Annotated in this window: 25 protein-coding genes; 17 read left to right on the forward strand and 8 right to left on the reverse strand. The window is 63.7% G+C overall.

The features are described 5' to 3' along the window. Nucleotides 1-56: 56 nt before the first annotated feature. From FJ426_RS01540 to FJ426_RS01595, 11 genes are all read left to right on the forward strand, one after another. Nucleotides 57-1,064, forward strand: a complete 1,008-nt coding sequence (locus tag FJ426_RS01540; RefSeq protein ID WP_140559700.1) for an ABC transporter permease — start codon at nt 57-59, stop codon at nt 1,062-1,064. Next, complete coding sequence (locus FJ426_RS01545; RefSeq protein WP_140559701.1) at nt 1,057-1,905, forward strand: ABC transporter permease; 849 nt, start codon at nt 1,057-1,059, stop codon at nt 1,903-1,905. The genes FJ426_RS01540 and FJ426_RS01545 overlap by 8 nt, the downstream gene beginning before the upstream one ends. Then, nucleotides 1,902-2,780, forward strand: coding sequence for an ABC transporter ATP-binding protein (locus FJ426_RS01550; RefSeq protein ID WP_140556781.1), 879 nt, complete (start codon nt 1,902-1,904; stop codon nt 2,778-2,780). The genes FJ426_RS01545 and FJ426_RS01550 overlap by 4 nt, the downstream gene beginning before the upstream one ends. After that, nucleotides 2,773-3,609 carry an ATP-binding cassette domain-containing protein gene (locus FJ426_RS01555; protein ID WP_140559702.1) on the forward strand — a complete coding sequence of 279 codons (837 nt, stop codon included), beginning with the start codon at nt 2,773-2,775 and terminating at the stop codon, nt 3,607-3,609. Before FJ426_RS01550 ends, FJ426_RS01555 begins: the two co-directional genes overlap by 8 nt. Before the next feature lie 80 nt (nt 3,610-3,689). After that, nucleotides 3,690-4,289, forward strand: coding sequence for a VOC family protein (locus FJ426_RS01560; protein WP_140523755.1), 600 nt, complete (start codon nt 3,690-3,692; stop codon nt 4,287-4,289). Nucleotides 4,290-4,430: 141 nt separating this feature from the next. Further along, nucleotides 4,431-6,725, forward strand: a complete 2,295-nt coding sequence (locus FJ426_RS01565) for a bifunctional salicylyl-CoA 5-hydroxylase/oxidoreductase (RefSeq protein ID WP_140559703.1) — start codon at nt 4,431-4,433, stop codon at nt 6,723-6,725. Continuing rightward, nucleotides 6,722-7,495 (forward strand): SDR family NAD(P)-dependent oxidoreductase, encoded by a 774-nt coding sequence (locus FJ426_RS01570; protein WP_140559704.1) that lies wholly within the window; start codon nt 6,722-6,724, stop codon nt 7,493-7,495. Before FJ426_RS01565 ends, FJ426_RS01570 begins: the two co-directional genes overlap by 4 nt. Continuing rightward, a complete protein-coding gene (locus FJ426_RS01575) occupies nt 7,489-7,959 on the forward strand; it encodes a MarR family transcriptional regulator (protein ID WP_140513060.1) in 471 nt (156 codons plus the stop codon). The genes FJ426_RS01570 and FJ426_RS01575 overlap by 7 nt, the downstream gene beginning before the upstream one ends. Beyond that, nucleotides 7,956-8,768, forward strand: coding sequence for an enoyl-CoA hydratase family protein (locus tag FJ426_RS01580; protein WP_140559705.1), 813 nt, complete (start codon nt 7,956-7,958; stop codon nt 8,766-8,768). Before FJ426_RS01575 ends, FJ426_RS01580 begins: the two co-directional genes overlap by 4 nt. Before the next feature lie 210 nt (nt 8,769-8,978). Further along, complete coding sequence (locus FJ426_RS01590; RefSeq protein ID WP_140559707.1) at nt 8,979-10,127, forward strand: acyl-CoA dehydrogenase family protein; 1,149 nt, start codon at nt 8,979-8,981, stop codon at nt 10,125-10,127. A 68-nt stretch (nt 10,128-10,195) separates the two neighbouring features. Beyond that, nucleotides 10,196-10,591 carry a RidA family protein gene (locus FJ426_RS01595; protein ID WP_140559708.1) on the forward strand — a complete coding sequence of 132 codons (396 nt, stop codon included), beginning with the start codon at nt 10,196-10,198 and terminating at the stop codon, nt 10,589-10,591. A 149-nt stretch (nt 10,592-10,740) separates the two neighbouring features. On the opposite strand, the gene FJ426_RS01600 is transcribed toward FJ426_RS01595, so the two are convergent. Then, the gene (locus tag FJ426_RS01600) at nt 10,741-11,832 is read right to left on the reverse strand and encodes an LLM class flavin-dependent oxidoreductase (protein ID WP_140559709.1); all 1,092 of its coding nucleotides are present in this window, start codon (nt 11,830-11,832) and stop codon (nt 10,741-10,743) included. 125 nt (nt 11,833-11,957) lie between these two features. On the opposite strand from FJ426_RS01600, the gene FJ426_RS01605 reads away from it, so the two are divergent. The 4 genes from FJ426_RS01605 (at nt 11,958) to FJ426_RS01620 (ending at nt 16,130) form a co-directional block, all read left to right on the forward strand. After that, nucleotides 11,958-12,734, forward strand: a complete 777-nt coding sequence (locus FJ426_RS01605) for an HpcH/HpaI aldolase/citrate lyase family protein (RefSeq protein WP_140559710.1) — start codon at nt 11,958-11,960, stop codon at nt 12,732-12,734. A gap of 437 nt (nt 12,735-13,171) precedes the next feature. Beyond that, complete coding sequence (locus FJ426_RS01610; protein WP_140496991.1) at nt 13,172-13,969, forward strand: ABC transporter substrate-binding protein; 798 nt, start codon at nt 13,172-13,174, stop codon at nt 13,967-13,969. 158 nt (nt 13,970-14,127) lie between these two features. Next, nucleotides 14,128-14,802: an amino acid ABC transporter permease gene (locus FJ426_RS01615; protein ID WP_140496993.1), complete on the forward strand. Its 675-nt coding sequence runs from the start codon at nt 14,128-14,130 to the stop codon at nt 14,800-14,802. Nucleotides 14,803-14,849: 47 nt separating this feature from the next. Continuing rightward, nucleotides 14,850-16,130, forward strand: a complete 1,281-nt coding sequence (locus FJ426_RS01620) for a cysteine desulfurase-like protein (protein WP_140559711.1) — start codon at nt 14,850-14,852, stop codon at nt 16,128-16,130. A gap of 117 nt (nt 16,131-16,247) precedes the next feature. Here FJ426_RS01620 and FJ426_RS01625 read toward each other — a convergent pair whose 3' ends face one another. The 6 genes from FJ426_RS01625 to FJ426_RS31670 all read right to left on the reverse strand — a co-directional run bounded on the left by FJ426_RS01625 (nt 16,248) and on the right by FJ426_RS31670 (nt 22,249). Continuing rightward, nucleotides 16,248-17,078 (reverse strand): dipeptide ABC transporter ATP-binding protein, encoded by an 831-nt coding sequence (locus tag FJ426_RS01625; protein ID WP_140556803.1) that lies wholly within the window; start codon nt 17,076-17,078, stop codon nt 16,248-16,250. Next, nucleotides 17,075-17,932, reverse strand: coding sequence for an ABC transporter ATP-binding protein (locus FJ426_RS01630; protein ID WP_140497000.1), 858 nt, complete (start codon nt 17,930-17,932; stop codon nt 17,075-17,077). The genes FJ426_RS01625 and FJ426_RS01630 overlap by 4 nt, the downstream gene beginning before the upstream one ends. Nucleotides 17,933-17,934: 2 nt before the next feature. Then, a complete protein-coding gene (locus tag FJ426_RS01635) occupies nt 17,935-18,789 on the reverse strand; it encodes an ABC transporter permease subunit (RefSeq protein ID WP_181169874.1) in 855 nt (284 codons plus the stop codon). A 70-nt stretch (nt 18,790-18,859) separates the two neighbouring features. After that, nucleotides 18,860-19,867, reverse strand: a complete 1,008-nt coding sequence (locus tag FJ426_RS01640) for an ABC transporter permease subunit (protein WP_140497004.1) — start codon at nt 19,865-19,867, stop codon at nt 18,860-18,862. A gap of 48 nt (nt 19,868-19,915) precedes the next feature. Further along, nucleotides 19,916-21,508, reverse strand: a complete 1,593-nt coding sequence (locus FJ426_RS01645; RefSeq protein ID WP_140497006.1) for an ABC transporter substrate-binding protein — start codon at nt 21,506-21,508, stop codon at nt 19,916-19,918. A 210-nt stretch (nt 21,509-21,718) separates the two neighbouring features. Next, entirely contained in the window at nt 21,719-22,249 is a 531-nt protein-coding gene (locus FJ426_RS31670; RefSeq protein WP_246675458.1) for a hypothetical protein, read from the reverse strand. 97 nt (nt 22,250-22,346) lie between these two features. Between FJ426_RS31670 and FJ426_RS01650 the strand changes: the two genes are divergently transcribed. Together FJ426_RS01650 and FJ426_RS01655 are read left to right on the forward strand one after the other, a co-directional pair. Further along, nucleotides 22,347-24,050, forward strand: a complete 1,704-nt coding sequence (locus FJ426_RS01650; RefSeq protein ID WP_246675464.1) for a long-chain fatty acid--CoA ligase — start codon at nt 22,347-22,349, stop codon at nt 24,048-24,050. Nucleotides 24,051-24,058: 8 nt separating this feature from the next. Next, a complete protein-coding gene (locus FJ426_RS01655; protein WP_181172728.1) occupies nt 24,059-24,808 on the forward strand; it encodes a methyltransferase in 750 nt (249 codons plus the stop codon). On the opposite strand, the gene FJ426_RS01660 is transcribed toward FJ426_RS01655, so the two are convergent. Continuing rightward, on the reverse strand, nt 24,782-25,504 hold the full coding sequence (locus tag FJ426_RS01660) for an HAD family hydrolase (protein ID WP_140497010.1): 723 nt from the start codon (nt 25,502-25,504) through the stop codon (nt 24,782-24,784). The genes FJ426_RS01655 and FJ426_RS01660 overlap by 27 nt on opposite strands.

Raw genomic sequence — 25,504 nt, forward strand, 5'->3', positions numbered from 1 at the left:
CGACGGCGCGCATCTTCTTTCGGCATACGAGTCTGCGGGCTCCAGCAAAGATTTACATGCTCCTGCAACGATTCCTGATCCGTCTTTTGACGATGCTGATCACGCTGTTCGGCGTGGCCGTCGTCGTCTTCGTCGTGATCCGCATCGCTCCCGGCGATCCGATCGCCATGATGCTGCCGCCCGGCGCGACCGATGTCGACATCGCCTGGCTGCGGGCGCTCTACGGCCTCGACAAGACGATTGTCGAGCAGTTCTTCATCTGGCTGTCCGGCGTCGTCAAAGGCGATTTCGGCACCTCGATCTCGCTGCGGCAGGACGTGCTCGGGCTTGTCTTCAACCGGCTGCCGGCAACGCTGGAACTCGCCATCGTCGCGCTTATCATGGCGGTGGCGATCGGGGGGACGATGGCCATCCTCGGCGCCCGCGAACGAGGCACGGCGGTGGAGGCCGGCATCGACATCGCCAGCGGGGCGGCACTTTCCATTCCCGACTTCCTCTGGGGCCTGGTGCTGATCCTGCTGTTCGGGGTGCTGGTGCCGATCTTCGACATTTCCGGCCGGGTCTCGCCGCAACTCGACCTGCCCTTCGTCAGCCAGTTCTATCTGTTCGAAAGCTTGCTTCGGCTCCGCCTCGATCTCACATGGGATCTCCTGAAGCACATGCTTATGCCGGCAGTGGCGTTGGCATTGCCGCTGGCGGCGATCATCTCGCAGCTACTGAAACAATCGCTGAAGGAAGTGCTCGACCTCGACTATGTCGTGCTGGCGCGGGTGAAGGGTTTTTCGGAAACGCAGGTCATCCTACGCGAGGCGCTGAAGAATGCCGCCCTGCCGACGCTGACGCTGGTCGGCGTGCAGTTCACCTTCCTGATCGGGGGCACGGTCATCGTCGAGCGGCTGTTTTCCTATGAGGGTCTCGGCAACATGGCGATCGACGCGGTCATCAACCGCGACCTGCCGCTGATCCAGGGCATCGTGCTGGTCTTCGCGCTGTTGTTCGTGCTGATCAATCTCGCCGTGGACATGATGTATGCGCTGCTCAATCCGAGGCTGCGCCATGGATGAGAGGCGCATCTCAAGACACGGCTCAAGCGCCAGGCTTTGGCTGGCCGGCGGCTGGCTGCTGCTGGTGCTGCTGGCGGCGATCCTGGCGCCGCTGGTCGCGCCGCAGGACCCGCTTGCGCAGGATCTTATGCTCGAACGTTTGCCGCCGTTCTGGCTCGATGGCGCGGAGCCCGGCTATTGGCTGGGCACCGACAGCCTCGGCCGGGATCTGTTGTCACGCCTGATCTTCGGCGGGCGCATCGCCTTCATCGTTGCGTTCGCCGCCGCCAGTGCCGCCTGCCTCGTCGGCTCGACCCTGGGCTTGATCGCAGGCTATTTCGGCGGCTGGGCCGACCGCATCATCTCGCGCATCGTCGATGTCTGGATGGCATTCCCGCCGGTGCTGTTCGCCATCCTTTTGGTTGCCGTGCTCGGCACGGGTTTGAGCTCTGTCATCCTGGCGATCGCGATCATCGACTGGACGCGTTTCTGCCGGGTCATCCGCGCCGAGGCGATGGGCCAGTCGCGCATGGACTATGTCGAGAACGCCCGCATCGCCGGCTATGGCCGCATCGGCATCATGCTGCGCGAAGTGCTGCCCAATGTGGTGCCATCGATCGTGGCGCTGCTGTCGCTGGAAATGGGCATCGCCGTCATCGTCGAGGCGATCCTGTCCTTCGTCAACCTGTCGATCTCGACCGACGACCCGACCTGGGGCGGCATCATCGCCGAGGGCCGGCTGTCGATCCACCAGGCCTGGTGGGTGCTGGTATTCCCGCTGATCACGCTGATCCTGACCGTGCTGTCGTTCAGCCAGTTCGGCGAGGCGCTGAAGACACGTTTCGATCCGGTGCTGCGATGAGCGCCTGTCTCGATATCAAGGAGTTGAGCGCCGTGCTGCCGAACGGCCAGCGCGTGCTGCGCTCGGTGTCGCTTGCCGTGCAGCCCGGCGAAGTGCGAGCACTGGTCGGTGAAAGCGGCGCCGGCAAGACGATGATCGGCAAGGCGGTACTTGGCGTCTTGCCGTCGAGCGTGCGCATCGTCGAGGGCGATATGCGGCTCGAGGGCGAAGACCTCGGCAAGCTCAACCCGAAGGCACGGCGCACGCTGATCGGCGCGCGCACCGCACTGATCCCGCAGGATCCGCTGACCGCGCTCAACCCGTCGCGCCGCATCGGCCCGCAAACGACCGACCGGCTGGTGCGCATCCTCGGCTGGAGCGGCGAGAGGGCCGAAACCCGCATCCGGCAATTGCTGGACGAGGTGCAGATCCGTGACCCCGACCGGGTACTGAAAAGCTACCCGCACGAGCTTTCCGGCGGCATGCGCCAGCGCGTGCTGATCGCCGCAGCCTTCGCCGCCGAGCCCCGGCTGATCGTCGCCGACGAGCCGACCACGGCGCTCGACGTCACCGTGCAGAAGCAGATCCTGCGGCTCATCGCTGCGTTGCAGCGCGAGCACGGCACGGCGATCCTGTTCGTCACCCACGACCTCGGCGTCGTCTCCAAGATCAGCCAGAAGGTCTCGGTGCTCTATGCCGGCAAGGTCGTGGAAGAGGCCGAAACAGCTGCCCTCTTCGCGGCACCGCAGCACCCCTACACACGGGCACTGATGGCGGCAACGCCGCGCTACACCGATCCCCTCGCCTCGCTAAAGCCGGTCGACGAGGCAGTGCTGGCCGGGCTTGCCACGGAGATTGCGGCCGCGGACCAGGCGTGGAGGCGACCGCATGGCTGAGCCGCTGTTTTCCGTGCGCGGTCTGAAAGTCGCGCTGCCCGACATGACCCGCAAGCCGCTGATCGGCCGCGCGCCGCTGGCGGAAATCCTAAAAGGCCTGGACTTCGACCTGCCCAAGGGATCGGTGACCGGCATCGTCGGCGAGTCCGGATCCGGCAAGTCGACGCTCGGCCGTGCCCTGGTACGACTGCTGGAGCCCAGCGCCGGCAGCATCAGCTTCGACGGCATAGACATCACACATCTGCCGGAGGCGGAGTTGCGGCCGCTGCGCCGCGATCTGCAGATGATCTTCCAGGATCCTATGTCGTCGCTCAACCCGCGCCGCACCATTGCCAGCATCATTGCCGCGCCGCTGAAGCAGAACGGGCTTGGCGACAATCTCAGGGACCGCGTGGCCGAGGCCTTGCAGCGCGTCGGCCTGCCGCAGAGCTTCGCCGGCCGCTACCGCCACGAACTGTCGGGCGGCCAGCGCCAGCGCGTCGGCATAGCGCGCGCGCTGGCGCTGGCGCCGAAATTCGTGCTGGCCGACGAGATCGTCTCCGGCCTCGACGTCTCGACGCAGGCGCAGATCCTCACCCTTCTGGAGAAACTGGCGGAGGAGATGGGGCTGACGGTCGCCTTCATCAGCCACGATCTGTCGGTCATCCGGCGGCTGTGCCGGCAGGTCATCGTCATGCGCGAAGGCAGGATCGTCGAAGCGAGCGCGACGGACGCTCTCTTCGAAAATCCCCGACAGACCTACACGCGCGACCTGATCGCGGCCATCCCACTGCCCGAAATCGACGACGGCTGGCTGGATATTCCTTCCGCTGCCAAGGCTCCGACATGAATGCATACGCACGCCGAAAAGCGGGCTCGGATGTGCGACCGGCCAATGACAAAGCCCCGCCAAATGGAGGAGAAACTGACATGAAGACAACAATTCGAAATGCAGCACTCGCTGCCGCCATCCTCGGCAGCACCGGTGTGGCGGCAGCAAGCTCGATCCCCGGCATGCGCGGGCACGACCACACCGGCATCACGGTTCCCGACATGAAGCAGGCGGTCGATTTCTTCACCGACGTGGTCGGCTGCAAGAAGGCAATGTCGTTCGGCCCGTTCGCCGACGACAAGGGCACCTTCATGCAGGATCTTCTCGGCGTCGATCCGAAGGCTGTCATCGAGCAGGTCACCATGGTTCGCTGCGGCACGGGGTCGAACATAGAGCTGTTCAAATACACCGCGCCGGACCAGAAGGACCTGACACCGAAGAACAGCGACATTGGCGGTTTTCACATCGCCTTCTATGTCGACGACGTCGCGGCGGCGAAAGCCTATCTCGAGGCCAAGGGCGTAAAGACCAGGTTGGGGCCGCTGCCGGTCAAGGAAGGACCCGCCGCCGGCCAGACCATCCTTTACTTCCAGGCGCCTTGGGGCTTGCAGCTGGAAGCGATCAGCTATCCCGACGGCATGGCTTACGAGAAGGGTGCCGAGACGGTGCTGTGGAGCCCGAAGAACCCGGAAAAGTGACCCCACGGACCGCGCGTGCGGCGATGCGCGAGCGCGCGGTCCGCTATTTCGCATAATCGTTTCGGCATAAAACTTTAAGCTTGAAATATCTTGGCCCCGGCGCGATACTGAAATCAAGCAAGCGAAGAGGAGATCGCACAGATGAAGGTTGCGGTTCTCGGCGGCGGACCAGCCGGCCTTTACTTCGCCATTTCGATGAAGCTGAGGGACGCCGCGCACGATGTGACGGTTTTCGAGCGTAATCGCGCCGACGACACGTTCGGCTGGGGCGTCGTTCTGTCAGCCGAAACGCTTGAGAATCTGGCCAGGAACGATCCGGTCAGCGCCGTCTGGATCAAGAAGCATTTTGCGTATTGGGACGACATCGCCGTGGTCCATGACGGCGTGCGCACTGTATCCTCAGGCCACGGCTTCTGCGGCATCGGCCGCAAGCGGCTCTTGATCCTGTTGCAGCGGCGCGCACGCGAGCTCGGTGTCAAGCTGGTGTTCGAGACCGACATCGCCGATCCCCGGCCCTATATGGAGACGCATGACCTGGTCGTCGCCGCAGACGGGCTGAATTCCAGGGCGCGCAACAGCTTCGTCGACATCTTCAAGCCCGACATCGACACGCGCAAATGCAAGTTCGTGTGGCTCGGCACCCACCAGAAATTCGACGACGCCTTCACCTTCATCTTCGAAAAGACCGAGCATGGCTGGGTGTGGGCGCACGCCTACCAGTTCGACAGCGACACCGCGACCTTCATCGTCGAGTGCAGCGAACAGACCTGGGCCGCCTTCGGCTTCGGCGCCATGACGCAGCAGGAATCCATCGCCGTCTGCGAGCGCATCTTCGAAAAGCATCTTGGCGGCCACAAGCTGATGACCAATGCCAACCACATCAGGGGTTCGGCCTGGATCAATTTCCCGCGCGTGCTGTGCGAGCGCTGGTCGTTCGAGAACCTGGCGCTGATGGGCGACGCGGCGGCTTCAGCGCATTTCTCGATCGGCTCCGGCACCAAGCTGGCGCTGGAAAGCGCGGTTGCGCTGGCCGAGTATGTCGAAACCGAACCGGACCTCGACGCCGCCTTCCGCAAATATGAGGATGCGCGCCGCACCGAGGTGCTGAAGCTGCAGTCGGCGGCACGCAATTCGCTCGAATGGTTCGAGGAGGTCGAGCGCTATCTCGGCCTCGATCCGGTGCAGTTCAACTATTCGCTGCTGACCCGTTCGCAGCGCATCAGCCACGAAAACCTACGGCTGCGCGACGCGGAGTGGCTTGAAAGCGCGGAGGAATGGTTCCAGCGCCAGGCGGGCGCCGGCGCCAACAGGCTGCGCCGCGCGCCAATGTTCGCGCCCTTCAAGCTGCGCGACATGCGGCTCAGCAACCGCGTGGTCGTCTCGCCGATGGCGCAGTACAAGGCCGTCGACGGCTGCCCGACGGACTGGCATTTCACGCACTATGCCGAGCGTGCCAAGGGCGGCGCCGGGCTCATCTATATCGAGATGACCTGCGTCAGCCCCGAAGGGCGGATCACGCCCGGCTGCCCGGGCTTCTATGCGCCCGAACATGAGGCGGCGTGGAAACGGCTGGTCGATTTCGTCCATACCGAGACCGAGGCGAAGATCTGCGCACAGATCGGCCATTCCGGCGCCAAGGGTTCGACCCAGGTTGGGTGGGAAGGCACGGACGTGCCGCTCGCCTCGGGTAACTGGCCAGTCATGGCGGCATCGGCGGTCGCTTGGTCGCCGCAGAATCAGGTGCCGAAGACCATGGATCGCGCCGACATGGACAGAGTGCGCGACGAGTTCGTGGCTTCGGCTGAGATGGCCGACCGCTGCGGCTTCGACATGCTCGAGATCCACGCCGCGCACGGCTATCTCCTGTCGTCCTTCATCACGCCGGTCACCAACCGGCGCACGGATGCGTATGGCGGTTCGCTGGAAAACCGCATGCGATATCCCCTTGAAATCTTTCGCGCCGTACGCGCCGCCTGGCCGGCGCAGAAGCCGATCTCAATGCGCATTTCGGCCAATGACTGGGTCGGCATCGAAGGCGTAACACCCGCCGACGCCGTCGAGATCGCGCGGCTGTTGCATGAGGCCGGCGTCGACATTTGCGACGTCTCGGCAGGACAAACTTCGGTGCTGGCAAAGCCGGTCTATGGCCGCATGTTCCAGACGCCGTTTTCCGACCGCATCCGCAACGAGGTCGGCATGGCGACGATGGCGGTCGGCAACATCTATGAGCCGGACCATGTCAATTCGATCCTGATGGCCGGCCGCGCCGACCTGGTGGCGCTGGCACGGCCGCATCTCGCCGATCCCTACTGGACGCTGCATGCGGCGGTGGCGCTCGGCGACCGTGGCGTGAAATGGCCGGATCCTTATCTGCCGGGGCGCGACCAGATCTACCGACTGGCCGAACGCGACGCCGCAGCGGGGCTGAAAGTATGACGGCCGCCGCGATGATCGCCGGCAGCCATGCCCTTGTCACCGGCGGCGGGTCTGGTGTCGGCCGAGCGATCGCTCTGGCGCTGGCTGGTGCCGGCATCGACGTCACCATATGCGGCCGCCGCGAGGCGGAGCTGGCCAAGGTGGCTGGCGAAAGCAAAGGCGTTTTCGTCATCACTGCCGATGTCACCAATGAGGCGGCGATGGCATCGCTTTACGAGACGGCGGAGGCCGCGCGCGGGCCGTTCGACATCGTCGTCGCCAATGCCGGCATGGCGGGCAGCACGCCGGCGCACAAGACCACGCTGGCCGACTGGCAGCGGACGCTGGACGTCAACCTGACCGGCGCTTTCCTGACGGTGAAGCCGGCGCTCGCCGGCATGGCCGCGCGCAAGGCGGGCCGCATCGTCTTCATCGCGTCTACCGCCGGACTGAAAGGCTACGCCTATGTTGCGCCTTACGTGGCGGCCAAGCATGGCGTCGTCGGCCTGATGCGGGCGCTGGCTGCCGAGACGGCGAAATCCGGCGTGACCGTCAATGCGGTGTGCCCGGGGTTTGTCGAGACGGACATGTTGGACGAGTCCATCGAGCGGATCGTTGAAAAAACCGGCCGTTCGACTGAACAGGCGCGGGCGAGCCTTGCCTCGACCAATCCACAAGGCCGCTTCATCCAGCCGCAGGAAATTGCCGCCGCCGTGCTGTGGCTGTGCGGCGATGCGGCGGCGTCGATCACCGGACAGGCAATTTCGATCTCAGGAGGCGAAACATGGTAGCCGGCCCCCTGCCCGCGCCGTCGGGACCCGGCAAGGACCGCTTGCGGCTGTGGATCAGGCTGCTGCGCGCCTCGCGCACGATCGAGGCCGAACTGCGCGAGCGGCTGAAGAAGGAATTCAACACGACGTTGCCGCGCTTCGACGTGATGGCCGCGCTCTACCGAGCGCCCGAAGGCATGCTGATGAGCGATCTGTCGCGCTTCCTGCTGGTATCCAACGGCAATGTCACGGGCATCGTAGATCGGCTCGTATCCGAGGGGCTGGTCGCGCGCGCCCGCCGCAATGGCGACCGCCGCACCTCGATGGTGCGGCTGACGGATGAAGGCTCCAAATCCTTCGCCGTCATCGCTGCCGCTCACGAGGGCTGGGTCGGCGAATTGCTGGGCAAGGTGAGCGAGGACGACGCACGCCGGCTGACCGGCATGCTGACCTCGTTCCGCAGCAACTGGGAGGGACGCGAATGAGCAGGATGGCCGGCTTCAAGCCGAAGCATTTCCTCTGGCAGGTCGAAGGCCGGATCGCCAAGGTCCGGCTCGACCGGCCGGAGCGCAAGAACCCGCTGACCTTCGACAGCTATGCGGAACTGCGCGATACATTCCGCGACCTCGTCTATGCCGACGATGTCGATGCCGTGGTGTTCCTGTCCAATGGCGGCAATTTCTGCTCCGGCGGCGATGTCCACGACATTATCGGACCGCTGGTCAAGATGGACATGAAGCAACTCTTGGCCTTTACCCGCATGACCGGCGATTTCGTAAAGGCGATGCTGAATTGCGGCAAGCCAATCATCGCGGCGGTCGACGGCGTGGCGGTCGGCGCCGGCGCCATTATCGCCATGAGCTCCGACATCCGCATCGCTACGCCGGACGCCAAGACGGCATTCCTGTTCACCCGCGTCGGTCTTGCCGGCTGCGACATGGGAGCCTGCGCGATCCTGCCGCGCATCATCGGCCAGGGCCGCGCCGCCGAACTGCTCTACACCGGCCGCAACATGACGGCTGCCGAAGGCGAGCGCTGGGGGTTCTACAACAGGTTGGTCGATGCCGCATCGCTCGAGGCCGACGCGCTCGACATGGCGGCGCGCATCGTCTCCGGCCCGACCTTCGCTCACGGCATTACCAAGACGCAGTTGAACCAGGAATGGTCGATGGGCCTTGACCAGGCGATCGAGGCGGAAGCTCAGGCGCAAGCGATCTGCATGCAGACGCGCGATTTCGAGCGGGCGTACAAGGCGTTTGTTGCCAAGGAAAAGCCGGTGTTCGAGGGGAATTGAGGATGAGCGGTTTTTGCCCAGGCACCCCCCTCTGGCCTGCCGGCCATCTCCCCCGCAAGGGGGGAGATTGGCAGCCTCAGCGTCGCCGCTCCTTCGGCAACGTCTATTATTGGCGAAAACATGACAGCCAGATGATCTCCCCCCTTGCGGGGGAGATGGCCGGCAGGCCAGAGGGGGGTGTGAAGGAACTCGGCGCAGAAGGAGATAGGCATGCCTGACCGCTCCTTCCTCGACTGGCCCTTCTTCGAAGACCGTCATCGCGAACTGGCCGAGCACCTCGAAGCATGGTGCGCGAAGAACCTACCCGTCGATCACCATGACGTCGACGCCGCCTGCCGCGAGCTGGTGCAAAAACTCGGCCGGGACGGCTGGCTGAAGCCGACGGCGCTCGACACCGGCAATCCCGGGCCGCTTGACGTGCGGACCTTGTGCATCACGCGCGAGACGCTGGCGCGGCATGACGGGCTCGCCGATTTCGCCTTCGCTATGCAGGGGCTTGGCACCGGAGCGCTCAGCCTGTTCGGCACGCCGCAACAGCAGCAATGGCTTTCGAAGACGCGCGCCGGCAAGATCATTTCCGCCTTTGCGCTGTCGGAACCGCGCTCGGGATCGGATGTCGCCAATATGGAGATGACCGCGACCCGCGATGGTGACGACTATGTTCTGTCGGGCGAAAAGACCTGGATCTCCAATGGCGGCATCGCCGATCTCTATGTCGTCTTCGCCCGCACAGGCGAGGCACCCGGCGCCAAGGGGCTATCCGCCTTCATCGTGCCGGGGGACAGCAAGGGCCTCGACATCGCGGAGCGCCTTGAAGTCATAGCGCCGCATCCGCTGGCACGACTGTCTTTCGATCAGGTCCGCCTGCCGGCCGCCGCACTGATCGGCAAACCGGGCGACGGCTTTCGCATTGCCATGTCGGTGCTCGACGTGTTCCGCTCGACCGTCGGCGCGGCGGCACTCGGCTTTGCACGCCGCGCGCTCGATGAAAGCATCAAGCGGGTGGCCGAACGCAAGCTGTTCGGCGCGCCAATGACCGAGCTGCAGATGGTGCAGGGCCATATCGCCGACATGGCGCTCGACGTCGATGCCGCGGCGCTTTTGGTCTACCGTGCCGCCTGGACCAAGGACATGGGCGCGGCGCGGGTGACGCGCGAGGCGGCGATGGCCAAACTGTTCGCCACGGACAAGGCGCAAGAGGTGATCGATAAAGCGGTGCAACTGCATGGCGGCGACGGCGTCCGCAAGGGTCATGTCGTCGAAAGCCTGTATCGCGAGATCCGCGCGCTGCGCATCTACGAGGGTGCTTCCGACGTGCAGAAGGTGGTGATCGCGCGTCAGGTGATGGGCGCTGCCTGAACAGGGCGCGTCGTCGGACTGGACTGTTTTCGAACGCGGATATTGCGGACCGATATTGGAGAGTTGAAATGCACGAGATCCTGCAGCCGGAAGGCTGGGCAAAACCGGTCGGCTATGCCAATGGCGTTGCAGCGCGCGGCAGGCTCGTGTTCGTCGGCGGACAGGTCGGCTGGAATGGCCAGTGCCAGTTCGAGACCGACGATTTCGTCGGCCAGGTGCGGCAGACGCTTCAAAATATCGTCGCGGTGCTGGCGGAGGCCGGAGCTGAGCCGCGGCACATCACGTCGATGACGTGGTATTTCACCGACAAGGCTGAATATCTGGCCAATCTCAGGGGTATAGGCGAGGCCTATCGCAAGGTAATCGGCCGGCATTTCCCGGCGATGGCCGCGATGCAGGTGATCGCACTGGTCGAGGACCGCGCCAAGGTGGAGATCCAGGCCACCGCGGTTATCCCGGAATAAAGAATTCGTTTTCCTAGAGCAGCTCACCGTTCCACGGAAACGGCGAACCGCTCTATCTCTTTGTTTTTGCGCAATTCCCAAGGGGAAGCGCTATGCGCTTTTCCCAGGAAAACCGTCCACACTTTTCCTGGAATTGCGCTAGGACTATTTTATTCGCGAAGGCCGGCCCGCTCCAGCAGCGGCAGCACGTGACCGCAGAAATAGGGGAGTTCCTGCGTGTAATTGACGAAGGACAGCGCAATGCCCTGGTAGCCATGCCCGGCAATGGCGGCCATATCGGCTGCGATCGTTTCGGGCGTTCCGATCAAGGGGTAGGTGCCGGCGCCGCCGGCGAAACGTTGGCGGTAGCGGTCATAGGCATGCGGGTCGTGCGAGCGCGAGAATTCCTTCTTGCCGGCCATATGGGCATCGACCGCCTCACGGTCGGCCAGATCGACGGCATAGCGTGTGTAATAGGCCTGTGCCTCCTCCATCGTCGGCCGGCAGACGACATGCGCCACGGTGTAGACGCCGACCTCGCGGCCAGCCTTGTCGGCCCGCTCACTGATATCGGCGACATGTTTGCCGGCATCGTCCATTTCGGAAAAGGTCGTGAACAGATAGTCGCAACGGGCGGCGGCGAAATCGCGGCCCGGACCGCCGAAAGCCGCGTTCATCGTCACCGGGCGCGGAACTTGCAGGCTGGCCGGCCGGCTGACCGCCTCCTTGAGACGATAATAAGTGCCCTCATAGTCGAGAGGTTCAGCCGACGCATAAAGCCTTTCCAGAATGTCGATCCATTCGGCGGCCTGATCATACCCCTTCTCGACCAGCGGCGTGCCGAACATGCCGAATTCCTTCGGATTCCAGCCGCAGACGATGTTGAGGCCGGCGCGGCCCTGGCTGATATGATCGACCGTCGCCAGTGCCTTGGCGGCATAGAGCGGATGCACGAGCGGCACATGCACGGTCATGAACAGGCCGATCTGCTCGGTGGCCACACTGAGCGCCGCCGCCCAGGTGAAGGTCTCGAACGACCATTCGCGCACCCTGTTGCGGCCACCAAAGCCGCGCCAGCGCGCAATCGGCAGCAGGAATTCCAGCCCCGCGCGGTCGGCGATCTGCGCCGCCGTCAGATTGTCGTGCCAGCTTGCCGTCCAGCGTTCAGGCACATCCGATATGGCAAGGCCGCCATCGGCATTGGTCGAGAAGACGCCGAGCTTCAGTCTGTTTGGGCGGTGCAGGGGATGCGCTTTGATCATGTCCGGAACTCGCGGCGGGAGATCGACACGCTAGGCCCGCGCGAAAATATTTCAAGCCTGAAATAGCTTCGCCTCGCCGCTGTTTGCGGATATGAATTCCGGCACGACAACAAGGGGATGGAACGATGAGCGGGTTTCGCGACAAATGCATCGGCAGGGAAAGCCTCGTCGGTTCCTTTGCCGCCATTCCGCATCCCGTTGCGGTCGAGCTGATGGCGCAGTCCGGTCTCGATTTTCTCTGCATCGATTGGGAACATGCCCAGATTTCGCGCGACATGATCGAGGCGATGGTGCGCGCGGCCGACATCCATCGCGTGCCGGCCATGGTGCGCGTGCCCGGCCATGCACCGGAAGCGATCGCCGCGGCATTGGACAGCGGCGCGCAAGGCGTGCTCGTCCCGCGCGTCTCGACCGCTGCCCAGGCGCAGGCGGCGGTGAAGGCCTCGCGTTATCCGCCGACCGGCGAGCGCGGCGTCGGGCCCGGGCGGGCCGCCGGCTATGGCTACCGCATCTCCGAATATCTCGCTCAGGCCAATGACAGCATCGTCGTGGCGGTTCAGGTCGAGACATCGGAAGGGCTGGCCAATATCGAGGCGATCGCCGCCGTCGAGGGTGTCGACGTGACCTTCGTCGGGCCCGGCGATCTCTCCGTATCGATCGATGCGATCGGCCCGAAAGGCGCCGACAAGCTCGCGCAAGCGATACACAGGATCATCGATGCGACGATCGCGCATGGCAGGACATCCGGGATCTTCTGCGCGAGGCCGCAGGATGTCGCCCAATGGGCGACACTCGGCGCCAGTTTCTTTATCCTGGCCAGCGACACGATGTTTCTGGGGGCTGGCGCTGCCGCCGGCAAAGCCGGCGCGGATGCTGAGCTGGGCGGTAGCGGCCGCAGCTAGCGCTATCGAAAGGTTTGCCAGGCGCCGTCGCCGCCAACTTTTTAAGCTTAAAACTTTTGCCTTGAAAACTGCCGCGGTTTGGATAAGCATTCCTCGATCGATGGCGACTGCCGTTCCGGACGGGCTTGCCGGACATCCATCGGTGCATCGGGTGGGATCAAAGGGTTTCAGTCCTTGTCGTTCATGCTGCCCCCAGTCATCCTCCGACACGCGCCATGCGTGCGATGGCGTGCGCGCGCCAGATCCGCGATCCGCATACCGAGAGCATCGCCAACCTTGCCTTCCCGCCCATGTGCGTCTGCCGCGACCGGACAGCGCCCGACCGTATGGCGGCGAGCATGAATTGACGCCCCGCTGGGAGGTGGGGCGGCAAGAAACCGTGCGGGCATCAGCCCGCCCGATCAACAACCAGAGGGAACACCCCAGAGGGACCAACAATGAGCCTGACCCGTCGCAATCTCATCCTCCTCGCGGCCGCCATCGGCATCGCCGCCGGACCGGCAACCGCCTATGCCGCCGATGTGCTCAATGTCGGCGCCTACCCGACCAACCCTCCGTTCGAGTACAAGAACGAGAGCGGCACTTTCGAGGGCTTTGAAGTCGACATCGTCAACGAAGCGGCAAAGCGCGTCGGCATGACCACCGACATCGCCGATCTCGGCTTCCAGGCGCTGTTCGCCGCCACCACCTCGAAGCGCATCGATGTCGCCATCTCGTCGATCACCATCACGCCGGAGCGGCTGAAGTCGCAGTCGTTCACGCAGCCTTACTATGATTCCGACATGGGCATCGCCACCAAGACCGACAGCCCGATCAAGGCCGAGGCCGACCTCAAGGGCAAGATCGTCGGCGTGCTGTCCGGCTCGACCGGCGAGACCTGGGTCAAGGCGCATCAGGAGGCCGATGGCCTCAGCGATGTTAAGGGCTATGACACACAGCAGAACCTTTTGCTCGACCTCAGCGCCGGGCGCATCGACGCGGCTGTCAGCGACATTCCGGGCATGCAGTACTCCTTCACCAAGATGAAGGATCTCACCGTCAAGGAACGCATCAAGACCGGCGAACAGTACGGGCTGATGATGACCAAGGACCACCCGCTGCTCGGCAAGCTCAACGACGCGCTGACGGCAATGAAGAAGGACGGCACGCTGGCCGCGATCCACAAGAAGTGGTTCGGCAGCGACGCGCCCGCCGATTCCTCGACCGCCAAGGAAATGCCGGTGCCGAAGGCCTGAGCGGCGGCCGCCAAGGAGAACGTGCCGGCTCGAAAGGCCGGCACGTTCCGTTTGATACATAGTCTCCCGGAACCAGCGCGGCGCGGCAAAACCGCTTTCGCTGTTCCGGACCTCTGCTCCGGCGTCAAGGGACGCCAAACGGTTCGGGAAAGCCTCCCATGTCGCTGCTCGATACCTTCTTCAACGCCGACGTCATCGCGTCCAGTCTGCCGGCGCTGCTGCGCGGCTTTCTCAACACGCTGCTGCTCGGCCTGCTCAGCATCGGCATCGGCATCCCCATCGGCCTGGTGATCAGCCTGTTGCGGCTTTATGCGCCGAAGCCGCTCAGATGGCTGGCGGTCGGCTACACCGACATCTTCCGCGCGCTGCCGGTGCTGGTGGTGCTGATCCTGATCTATTATGCCCTGCCCTTCCTCGGCATCCGCCTGTCGTCCTGGGCTTCCGCCGTGACGGCCTTCGCCATCATCATGTCGGCCTATTCGGCGGAAGTGTTCCGCTCCGGCATCGAAAGCATTCCGCGCGGCCAGTTCGAGGCGTCGCAGGCGCTCGGCCTGCCGTTCCTTTTGACCTTGCGCAAGGTGGTGCTGCCGCAGGCGGTGCGCGTGGTCATCCCGCCGATGACCAGCAACTGCGTCTCGATGTTCAAGGACACCTCGCTCGCCTCCACCGTGGCGCTGCCGGAACTCCTGAAGGAAGCGACCAATGCGCAGTCGCTCTACGCCAACCCCTCGCCGCTGATCGGCGCAGCCCTGGTCTATCTCATCTTCCTGTGGCCGATGGTTCGCCTCGTCAGCCTGCTTGAAGACCGTTTCAAGACCGAGAAGACGCGCTGACCGCGCCTACAATTTCCCCTCTACCGAGCACTTCGCAGGAGACGACCATGAACAAGCATCAAGCCGCCAATGCGACCGGCACTTCCGGCGCGTTCCCTGTTGAAAGAATCCGGGCGATGTTCCCGGCCTTGCAGCGGGCAGGCGACTTCATCTTCCTGGACAACGCCGCCGGCGCGCAGATTCCGCAGAGCGTGCTCGATGCGGTGACCAACCATCTGGTTTCGCACAATGTGCAGCGCGGCGGCCGTTATGGGCGCAGCGTCACCGTTGACCAATCGGTCGCCGATGCGCGGACAAGCGTGGCACTGCTGATCAATGCCTACAGCCCATCCGAGATCTGCTTCGGCATGAACGCCACCTCGTTCATCCGCCTGGTCAGCCTCGGCATCGGCCAGATGCTTGGAGAGCGCGACGAGATCGTCGTCACCGACATGGACCACGACGCCAACATCGCGACATGGCTGGCGCTCGAATCCGCCGGCGCCAAGTTCAAGTGGTGGCGCATGCGCGAGGACGGCAATTTGCATGTCGACGATTTGCGCCCGCTGGTTTCAGAACGCACCCGGCTTGTCGCCTGCACGGTGACGGCGCATTCCATCGGCTCGATCGTCGACGTGGCTTCAGTGGCGGGGATTGCCCACGCCGCCGGCGCCGAAGTGTTCCTCGACTGCGTGCATTACGGGCCGCATGGGCTGATCGACGTACAGGCCTGGGATTGCGACTATCTCGTCTGTTCCGGCTACAAGAATTTCTCGCCGCATATGGGTTTCCTGTGGGGCCGCTTCGAAACGCTGAAGCGACTGCCGACCTTCCGCGAGGACTTCATCCCCGACGAGCCGCCCTACAAGGTCGAGGCCGGCACCTTCATCTACGAGAACGTGTCGGGCATGGATGCGGCGGTGCAGTATCTGGAACTCATCGGCCGCAACCTTGCGCCGTCCAACAACCGCTCGCGGCGCGAAAACATCGTCGCCGGCATGGGCGCCATCCGCGACTACGAGCTGGTGCTGGCGCGCGAGATGCTGGCTGTGCTGAAGAGCTGCGGGGCGAGGATCTACGGCGTTTCCGAGGAGGCCCGGATCAACGAACGCGTGCCGACCTTCTGTTTCAACATCGGCAAATTGTCGCCGCAGCGGATCGTCGAGGAAATGGCTGAGATGCAGATCGGCATCCGCGACGGCCACATGTACGCGCCGCGCCTGATGAAGCGCCTCAACCTGTCGATGGACAGCGGCGCCATCCGCGCCTCGCTGGTGCACTACAATACGGTAGACGAGGTCAGGCGTTTCGGTGAAGCGCTGCGGGCTGTCATCGCGAAGCTGTCGTAGCGCTCGACCCTTTTCGCGAGAGAAACCGGAGGCTTGACTGCCTCCGTTTCGTCATCCACGGGCGGAGCAAGGAGCGGAGCGACGCGGCGCAGACCCGAGGATGACGACCACCGCGGCTTAAGCCGCTTTCTTCTTCGCCAGCCTCGCCTTGATGCTGGCGACATCGGCGCGCGGCGTGGCGGCGAACAGGGTCCTGGTGTAGCTGTGCTTGGGGTCTGAAAAGACCTCGTCGCGCGAGCCGTATTCGACCGCCTCGCCGAAATACATCACCATCACGTCGTCGGCGATGTAGCGCACCACGGAGAGATCGTGGCTGATGAAGACATAGGTCAGCTGGAATTCGTCCTGCAGGTCGGCGAGCAGGTTGAGCACCTGTGCCTGCACCGAAAGATCGAGCGCCGAGACCGGCTCGTCCAGCACCAGAAGGCTCGGGTTCAGCATCAGCGCACGGGCGATGGCGATGCGCTGGCGCTGGCCGCCCGAGAACATGTGCGGATAGCGGTTGTAGTGCTCGTGACCGAGGCCGACCTTCTTCAGCATCTTCATGGCGAGGTCGCGCCGCTCGGCGGCCGTCTTGTCGGTGTTGATCAGCAGCGGTTCGCCCAGCACGTCGCCGATCTTCTGGCGCGGGTTGAGCGATCCGTAGGGGTTCTGGAAGACGATCTGCACCTTGCGGCGCATCTCCTTGGTCAATCCGCCCCTGGCGATGTCGACCTTGTTGCCGTCGATGAACAGCTCGCCCGATGTCGCCGGATCGATGAGCGTGATGATGCGGGCGAGCGTGGACTTGCCGCAGCCGCTTTCGCCGACGATGGCGAGCGTCTTGCCCTTGTCCACGGTGAACGAGACGCCCTTGACCGCGTGCACCGTGCGCGGCCCGCTGAACAGGCCGCCGCCGATATGGTAGTCGCGAACGATGTTCTTGCCTTCGAGGACGGTGGTGCTCATGCGGAGGCTCCCGCGGCTGAGGGCGCCGGCTCGAACAGCATGTCGGAAACGGTCGGCAGCCGGTCGCCGACCGCGTTCTCCGGCAGCGCCGACAGCAGCGCGCGCGTGTAGTTGCTTTTCGGGCTCTCGAACAGCGACAGCACGTCGGCCTCTTCCATCTTGCGGCCCTTGTACTGGACGATGACGCGGTCGGCGGTCTCGGCCACCACGCCCATATTGTGGGTGATCATGATCAGGCCCATGCCGTATTTGGCCTGCAGCGAAACCAGGAGATCAAGGATCTGCTTCTGGATGGTGACATCGAGCGCGGTGGTCGGCTCGTCCGCGATCAAGAGCTTCGGATTGCAGGCGATGGCGATGGCGATCATGACGCGCTGGCACTGGCCGCCCGACATCTGGTGCGGAAACGAACTCAGCCGTTCTTCCGGATCGGCAATGCCGACGAGCTTCATCAATTCGATGGCGCGCGCGCGGCGCTGGGCGCGGTCCATGCCCATATGGAAGCGCAGCACCTCCTCGATCTGGAAGCCGACGGTGAAGCACGGGTTGAGGCTGGCGATCGGCTCCTGGAAGATCATGGAGATATCCTTGCCGACGATCTTGCGCCGCTCGGACGGGCTGAGCTTCAGCAGATCGACGCCGTCGAAGGCCATGCGGTCGGCCTTGACGGTCGCGGTGTTGGGCAGCAGCCCCATCACCGCCAGCATCGCCACCGATTTGCCGGAACCGGATTCGCCGACGATCGCCAGCACTTCGCGCGGCTCGATCGACAGGTCGATGCCCTGCACGGCCATGAACGGACCGGCGGCGGTGTCGAAGGAAACGGTGAGATTCTTGATCTCGAGCAGGGACATGCTCACGACCTCTTCAGCTTGGGGTCGAGCGCGTCGCGCAGGCCGTCGCCGATCAGGTTGATGGCAAAGACGGTGATCAGGATGGCAAGGCCGGGGAAGGTCACCACCCACCAGGCGCGCAGGATGAACTCGCGCGCCTCGGCCAGCATCGTGCCCCATTCCGGCGTCGGCGGCTGCGCGCCCATGCCGAGGAAGCCGAGGGCGGCGGCCTCGAGGATGGCGTTGGAGAAGGACAGCGTCGCCTGCACGATCAGCGGCGCGATGCAGTTGGGCAGGATGGTGACCAGCATCAGCCTGAGATGGCTTGCGCCCGCGACCTTGGCCGAGATGACATATTCGCGGTTCTTCTCGGCCATCACGGCGGCGCGGGTGAGCCGGGCGAAGTGCGGCTGCAGCACGAAGGCAATGGCGATCATGGCGTTGACCAGCCCAGGTCCCAGAACGGCGACCAGCACCAGCGCCAGCAGCAGCGACGGGAAGGCCAGGATGATGTCCATGATGCGCATGATGAGCGTATCCACCCAGCCGCGGCAGTAGCCGGCGAGCAGGCCGAGGATGACGCCGGAGATCAGCGCCGTGGTGACGACGACGAAGCCGATGGCGAGCGAGAAGCGCGAGCCGTAGATCAGGCGCGAGAGAATGTCGCGGCCGACGGCGTCGGTACCGAGCAGGAACTGGGCGCTGCCGCCCGCCTGCCAGGCCGGCGGCGTCAGGAAGAAGTCGCGGAACTGGTCGTCCGGCGAATGCGGGGCGAGCAGCGGCGCGAAGACGGCGATCAGGATCAGCAGCGCGAAGACGAAGAGGCCGATCACCGCGCCCTTGTTGATCGAGAAATAGTGCCAGAACTCGGCGAACATCTGCAGCCGGGCGTCCTGCGGCCTGACGACGGTCGCGGCTTCGATTGTGGCAGGGCCTTCGTTGGTCATGTCAATTCGCCCGGATACGCGGGTTGATGACGGCATAGAGCACGTCGACGATGAGGTTCACCGACATGACGATGAGCGCGATCAAAAGCAAGCCGCCTTGCACGGTGAAATAGTCGCGCTTGGAAATAGCGTCGATCATCCATTTGCCGATGCCTGGCCACGAAAAAATGCTCTCGGTCAGGATGGCGCCGGTCAGGAGCGTGCCGACCTGCAGGCCAATGGTGGTGACGACCGGGATCAGCGCATTGCGGAAAGCGTGCAGCCCGATGACGCGGCGAGGCGCCAGGCCCTTGGCGCGCGCGGTGCGCACATAGTCCTCGCCGAGGACCTCGAGCATGGCCGACCGCGTCTGCCTGGCGATGACGGCAAGCGGAATGGTGCCGAGCACGATGGTGGGCAGGACGAGGTGCGATAGGGCCGAGCGGAATGCACCCTTCTGTCCGGAGATCAGGGAATCGATGGTCATGAAGCCGGTTACCGGCTTGAAGAAATAGAGAAGGTCGATGCGGCCGGAAACCGGCGTCCAGTGCAGCATGCCGGAGAACACGATGATCAGCAGCAGCCCCCACCAGAAGATCGGCATGGAATAGCCTGCCAGCGCCGTTCCCATGGTCAGTTGGTCGAACCAGGAGCCGCGGCGGATCGCGGCGAAGATGCCGAAGGCGACGCCGATGACGATGGCGAAGATCATGGCGAAGATGGCGAGTTCGACGGTTGCCGGGAACCGCACCAGGAAATCCTTGAGAACCGGCGTCTTGGTGGAAAACGAGGTGCCGAAATCACCGCTGAGGATATTGGCCAGATAGGTCAGGTACTGTCGCCAGATCGGCAGGTCGAAGCCGAACTGGTGCATCAGCGCAGCGTGACGTTCGGGCGACAGGCCGCGTTCGCCCGCGAGCACCAGCACCGGATCACCGGGCAGGATGCGCACGAAGCCGAAGGCGAGGATGGTTATCCCGATGAAGGTCGGGACGATGAGGGCGAGCTTGCCGAGGATATAACGCAGCATGGCGGGCGAGGTGGGACGGCGCTGTGGCGCCGCCCCGTTTCGCGAACCTTATTCGGCGATATCGACGCCGTCGAAGCGATGGATGCCGAGCGGATCCATCGCAAAGCCGGAGACGGTCTTCTGCATCGGCATGAACACCTTGGAGTGTGCGAGCGTCGCCCACGGTGCCTGTTCCTTGAAGATGACCTGCGCCTGTTCGTAGAGCTTGGTGCGCTCGGCCTGGTCGGAAACCGTCTTGGCCTTGTTGATGAGCGCATCGAAGTCCTTGTTGCACCATTCCGCGCGGTTGTTCGAACCGACGGAAGCGCAGCTCAGGAGCACACCGAGGAAGTTGTCCGGATCGCCATTGTCACCGGTCCAGCCGACGATGACGGCACCATCGTGATCGACCGCCGAAGCGCGCTTGAGGTATTCACCCCAATCGTAGCTGACGATGTTGACGGTGACGCCGACCTTGGCGAAGTCGGCCTGGATCAGCTCGGCGGTGCGGCGCGCGTTCGGCATGTAGGGGCGCGACACAGGCATGGCCCAGACATTCATCTTGAGGTCCTTGACGCCGGCCTCTTCGAGCATCTTCTTGGCCGCATCCGGATCGTACGGATCGTCCTTCACGTCCTTGTTGTAGGACCACATGGTCGGCGGGATCGGGTTGACGGCCACCTGGCCGGCGCCCTGGAAGACCGCGTCGATAATGGCCTTCTTGTTGATGGCCATGTTGAGCGCCTTGCGCACGCGCACGTCGTCGAACGGCTTCTGCTGGGTGTTGTACATCAGCGCACCGACATTGAGGCCTTCCTGCTCGTCGACCTTCAGGTTCGGATCGGCCTGCAGGCCGGCGATGTCGGCCGGCGCCGGGTAGGACATGATGTTGCACTCGCCGGCCTTCAGCTTCTGCGCACGGACCGCCGGATCGGTGGTGATGGCGAAGACAAGGTCGTCGATCTTCTGCTTGCCGCCCCAATAGTCGGGGTTGGCCTTGTAGCGGATGGCAGCGTCGGTCTGGTAATCGACGAAGATGAACGGGCCGGTGCCAATCGGCTTCTGGTTGAACAGTTCAGGCGTCTTGTCCGCCTGCAGCTTGTCGGCATATTCCTTGGAAACGATTGAGGCGAAGTCCATGCCCAGCGTCGGGATCAAAGTGATCGCCGGCTCCTTGAGGGTGAACTTCACCGTCAGGTCGTCGACCTTCTCGACCTTGGTGATGTTGTCGCCGAACTGGTCATTGTAATACTGGTAGGCAATGCCCGGTATGTACTGGAACCAGGGGCCGTTCTTGTCGACCTGACGCTGGAACGAGAACACCACGTCGTCGGCGTTGAAGTCGCGCGTCGGGGTGAAATAGTCGGTAGCGGCGAACTTCACGCCCTTGCGAAGCTTGAACGTGTATTCCTTGCCATCGTCGGAAATGGACCAGCTTTCGGCCAGGCCCGGCGAGACCGTCGTCTTGCCATGGTCGAATTCGACGAGGCGGTTGAAGACCGTACGCGAAGACGCATCGAACGTCTGTCCCGCGGTGTAGGGCGCCGGGTCAAAGCCTTCCGGCGAAGCTTCGGCGCAGTAGACCAAGGTTTTTGCGTTGGCCACGCCGCCCAGGACGCTTGCAGCCAGCAACGCGGCTGCAAAAGTCAGTTTCTTCCTCATTGAGCACTCCCTGATGTTTTTCCAAGCCCCTCTATCAGGCTCGCGAAGCGCGCATATAAGCACCGTTTCTCCGGCTTTGGAACACCCAGTTTGCCTACCCCATGGTAAGCGGGAAAAAAATCCTCCCTCCCGCGAAAAAATGGAAAAATTCAGTATTTTTTTCTATTCACAACATTATTAACGACCGCATTTTTTTATTGATCACCAATCTCACGAGATCGACGTCGCGCCCGCTTTCATATGACCGGGGACGCCGGACGATGCAGGGCCGCTGCGCCCATGGCGAGAAAGATTTTCGGCGGCAAATCTTTCGACGGCTTGCCGCTGGGGCAAGGCTTGCACGCCCGCCGATAGAGGCCATACATAGACAAGGCACCAGCGGCAGCGGGGGACGCCTCTGTTATCAGGAGGCGAGCGCGGCAGGGACGAACAAAACAGGGAGGGACGGTTGGCAAAAGCATCGAACAGGACGGCTCCGCCGAAGACGGCCAAGGCGACCCTGAAGCCGGCCGCGGGCGCCGACAAGCAGCCAACGCCCCCTGCCAAGAACACAAAGGGCGCAAAGGCAAGGGCCGCAGGGAAACCTTCCGCCGGCAAGGCGGACGCTGTTGTCAAACCGGCCACGAAGCCGGCGGCCAAAGCCGTCCCCGCAAAGACGTCGGCGAAGGCCGGAACTGCTAAAACCGGGGCGACAAAGACCAGTTCGACCAAGGCCGGGACGACGAAGACTGGCGCGAGCAAGACCGGGGCGACCCGGACTAGCAAGACTGGCGCCGCACAAGCCGCATCCGTGGCCAAGCCGGCACCGGCGGCCTCGAAACCGGCGGCCGCCAAGCGATTGCCGAAAGCGCTCACCGCCCTGGCCGCAGGCTTGCCGGAAAAACCGTGGCTGGAAAGCTACCCGAAGAACATGCCGGCCGAGATCGGCGCCCTGCCCTACAGCTCCATCGGCGATTTCCTCGTTGCCGCCTGCAAGCAATTTGCAGGCCAGCCGGCCTTCACTTGCATGGGCAAGTCGATCACCTATGCGGAACTCGAACGGCTTTCGGCGGCGTTCGGCGCCTACCTTCAATCGACCGGGTTGCCCAAAGGCGCACGCGTCGCCCTGATGATGCCGAACGTGCTGCAATATCCGGTGGCGATGATGGCGGTGGCGCGCGCCGGCTACACGGTGGTCAACGTCAACCCTCTCTACACGCCGCGCGAGCTGGAACACCAGCTCAAGGATTCCGGGGCACAAGCGATCATCATCCTGGAGAACTTCGCCAGCACCTTGCAAGCGGTGATCGCCAGGACGTCGGTCAAGCACGTCGTCGTCGCGGCCATGGGCGACATGCTCGGCGGGCTCAAGGGAAGCATCGTCAATCTGGTGGTGCGCCGCGTCAAGAAGATGGTGCCGGCCTGGTCATTGCCCGGCCATGTCAAGTTCAACGCGGCGCTGAAGGTGGGCAGCGGCATGGGTTTCAAGCCGGCCAAGGTGGCGGCCGACGATATCGCGTTCCTGCAATATACCGGCGGCACCACGGGAATCTCGAAGGGTGCTATCCTGCTGCACAGCAACGTGCTGGCCAATGTCGCGCAGAATTCGCTGTGGCTGCAGGACGCCTACACGGTCAAGCCAAAACCCGCCCATCTCAACCTCATCTGCGCACTGCCGCTCTATCATATCTTCGCGCTGACCGTGAATGCGCTGATGGGCATGCAAATGGGTGGAAAGAACATACTGATCCCCAATCCGCGCGACATCCCCGGCTTCGTCAAGGAAATGGGCAAGTATCCGATCCATATCTTTCCAGGCCTCAACACGCTGTTCAACGCGCTGCTCAACAATGAGGATTTCCGCAAGCTCGACTTCAAGCCGCTGCTCCTGACGCTGGGCGGCGGCATGGCGGTGCAAAAGGGCGTCGCCGAGCGCTGGAAGGCGCTGACGGGCTGCCCGATCAGTGAAGGCTACGGCCTGTCGGAGACGTCGCCCGTGGCAACGGCCAACAAATTCAGCTCCGGCGAATTCACCGGCACGATCGGCCTGCCGCTGCCGTCTACCGAGATCGCCATCCGCGACGAGGAGGACAACAATTTGCCGCTCGGCGAGGTCGGCGAAATCTGCATCAAGGGGCCGCAGGTGATGGCGGGCTACTGGAACCGGCCTGACGAGACCGCCAAGGTGATGACCAAGGACGGCTTCTTCAAGTCGGGCGACATGGGCTTCATGGACGAGCGCGGCTACACCAAGATCGTCGACCGCAAGAAGGACATGATCCTCGTTTCCGGCTTCAACGTCTATCCGACCGAGCTCGAGGAAGTCGTGGCGCTGCATCCCGGCGTGCTCGAAGTGGCGGCAATCGGCGTGCCGGACGAGCATTCGGGCGAAGTGCCGAAACTGTTCATCGTCAAGAAGGACCAGGCGCTGACCGCCGAGGCCATCACCGCCTATTGCCGTGAGAACCTGACCGGGTACAAGCGGCCCAGATACATCGAATTCAGGACAGAACTGCCGAAGACGCCGGTCGGAAAGATCCTGCGGCGCGCATTGCGCGAATAGGAGCCGGCTTGGACCACGATCTTGCCGGCGACGATGCGCCAGACCGGCGCCAGCGCCTCGACCCGGCCGAGTTCATCAAGGCCAACATGCGCCTCGTGCCTGTTCCCGCGCTTCCCGAGATATGGCTTTACGCACCCCATCCAGGCACAGGATTGAGGCGGCTTGTGGAGCCGCACGACGAAGCCGACGAGGATGCGCCGGAGCCACAACCGCCCTACTGGGCCTATGCATGGGCCGGCGGCACCGTGCTCGCGCGCTATGTCCTCGACCATCCGATGACCGTGGCGGGACGCCGCGTGCTCGATCTTGGTGCCGGCTCCGGCATTGTCGGCATCGCTGCCGCGAAGGCCGGGGCCCGCGAAGTGATCGCCGCCGAGATCGACCGAAACAGCGTCGCCGCGCTCGGTCTCAATGCAAAAGACAACGGCGTCACGATCTCGGTGATCTGCAAAGACATTACCACCGGTCCGCCACCGGCGGTCGACCTTGTGCTGGCTGGCGACGTGTTCTACGGACCCGATGTCACCCAACGCATGATCCCCTTCCTCGACCGCTGCCTTGCCGCTGGCGTCGAGGTCCTGATCGGCGACCCGCGCCGCGCCGATCTACCATTGTCGCGGCTCAGGCTGCTCGCCGAATATCAGGTGCCGGATTTCGGCGACGCGAAGGGCGCCGCAAGCAGGCCGAGCGGCGTCTTTTCCTTCGAAGCCGAGACGCCGCTAGCGACGAGATCAGATCGTCTCCTTGACCCGCGCTGAAAGGAAATCCGGCAGGTCGACAACCGAATCCAGGATCACGTCGGCAATTCCGGCCAGAGATTCACGCGTGCCGGTGCCCGAGAGCACGCCGACCGCCAGGCCGCAGCCGCCGGCACGAGCCATTTCGAGATCGTGGCGGTTATCGCCGATCATGGCGACCTGCGTCGGCTTCAGGCCGGTGAGATCGCAGAAGGCCTGGATCGTATCCGGCGCCGGCTTGGGATTGGCCACCGCGTCATAGCCGTAGGCGGCGTCGAACAGCTGCGCGACGCCGAGCGTTACCAGCGTTTTTTCCGCGCCGCTGGTCGAATCGTTGGTGGCGACGCCGAGCCGATAGGACCTTGCGTGCAAGGTGCCGAGCGTTTCGACGATGCCCGGCAGAGCCACCGCCATCGCCGAGCCCTGCACCGAGGTGATCTGGTTGAAGCGGGCGACGGCCAGCATCTGGTCTTCGTCGGACAGGCGCGGAAACCACAATTCAACGACGTCGAGATTGGTGCCGGAGGCAAAGATGGAATCGGGCTTGAAGCGCCTGTTGGCGAAATCGAAGCCCGCGGCCGCAAGCAGCCTGTCGGCCTTCCAGCGGTCGCCTTCGGAGGCGTCCATGGCCATGAAGTCGGCAACCCCGAGCCAGGTCGCATTGAAGTCGACAAGCGTTCCGTCCTTGTCGAACAATATTCCCTTGATGTCTGCCAA

Source organism: Mesorhizobium sp. B2-6-4 (genome assembly GCF_006441495.1).
GTDB lineage: Bacteria > Pseudomonadota > Alphaproteobacteria > Rhizobiales > Rhizobiaceae > Mesorhizobium.

Bases quoted from the DNA above. Each gene is read 5' to 3' on its own strand.
- FJ426_RS01540 (WP_140559700.1), top strand. From the start codon at position 57: ATGCTCCTGCAACGATTCCTGATCCGTCTTTTGACGATGCTGATCACG.
- FJ426_RS01545 (WP_140559701.1), top strand. From the start codon at position 1,057: ATGGATGAGAGGCGCATCTCAAGACACGGCTCAAGCGCCAGGCTTTGG.
- FJ426_RS01550 (WP_140556781.1), top strand. From the start codon at position 1,902: ATGAGCGCCTGTCTCGATATCAAGGAGTTGAGCGCCGTGCTGCCGAAC.
- FJ426_RS01555 (WP_140559702.1), top strand. From the start codon at position 2,773: ATGGCTGAGCCGCTGTTTTCCGTGCGCGGTCTGAAAGTCGCGCTGCCC.
- FJ426_RS01560 (WP_140523755.1), top strand. From the start codon at position 3,690: ATGAAGACAACAATTCGAAATGCAGCACTCGCTGCCGCCATCCTCGGC.
- FJ426_RS01565 (WP_140559703.1), top strand. From the start codon at position 4,431: ATGAAGGTTGCGGTTCTCGGCGGCGGACCAGCCGGCCTTTACTTCGCC.
- FJ426_RS01570 (WP_140559704.1), top strand. From the start codon at position 6,722: ATGACGGCCGCCGCGATGATCGCCGGCAGCCATGCCCTTGTCACCGGC.
- FJ426_RS01575 (WP_140513060.1), top strand. From the start codon at position 7,489: ATGGTAGCCGGCCCCCTGCCCGCGCCGTCGGGACCCGGCAAGGACCGC.
- FJ426_RS01580 (WP_140559705.1), top strand. From the start codon at position 7,956: ATGAGCAGGATGGCCGGCTTCAAGCCGAAGCATTTCCTCTGGCAGGTC.
- FJ426_RS01590 (WP_140559707.1), top strand. From the start codon at position 8,979: ATGCCTGACCGCTCCTTCCTCGACTGGCCCTTCTTCGAAGACCGTCAT.
- FJ426_RS01595 (WP_140559708.1), top strand. From the start codon at position 10,196: ATGCACGAGATCCTGCAGCCGGAAGGCTGGGCAAAACCGGTCGGCTAT.
- FJ426_RS01600 (WP_140559709.1), bottom strand. From the start codon at position 11,832: ATGATCAAAGCGCATCCCCTGCACCGCCCAAACAGACTGAAGCTCGGC.
- FJ426_RS01605 (WP_140559710.1), top strand. From the start codon at position 11,958: ATGAGCGGGTTTCGCGACAAATGCATCGGCAGGGAAAGCCTCGTCGGT.
- FJ426_RS01610 (WP_140496991.1), top strand. From the start codon at position 13,172: ATGAGCCTGACCCGTCGCAATCTCATCCTCCTCGCGGCCGCCATCGGC.
- FJ426_RS01615 (WP_140496993.1), top strand. From the start codon at position 14,128: ATGTCGCTGCTCGATACCTTCTTCAACGCCGACGTCATCGCGTCCAGT.
- FJ426_RS01620 (WP_140559711.1), top strand. From the start codon at position 14,850: ATGAACAAGCATCAAGCCGCCAATGCGACCGGCACTTCCGGCGCGTTC.
- FJ426_RS01625 (WP_140556803.1), bottom strand. From the start codon at position 17,078: ATGAGCACCACCGTCCTCGAAGGCAAGAACATCGTTCGCGACTACCAT.
- FJ426_RS01630 (WP_140497000.1), bottom strand. From the start codon at position 17,932: ATGTCCCTGCTCGAGATCAAGAATCTCACCGTTTCCTTCGACACCGCC.
- FJ426_RS01635 (WP_181169874.1), bottom strand. From the start codon at position 18,789: ATGTTCGCCGAGTTCTGGCACTATTTCTCGATCAACAAGGGCGCGGTG.
- FJ426_RS01640 (WP_140497004.1), bottom strand. From the start codon at position 19,867: ATGCTGCGTTATATCCTCGGCAAGCTCGCCCTCATCGTCCCGACCTTC.
- FJ426_RS01645 (WP_140497006.1), bottom strand. From the start codon at position 21,508: ATGAGGAAGAAACTGACTTTTGCAGCCGCGTTGCTGGCTGCAAGCGTC.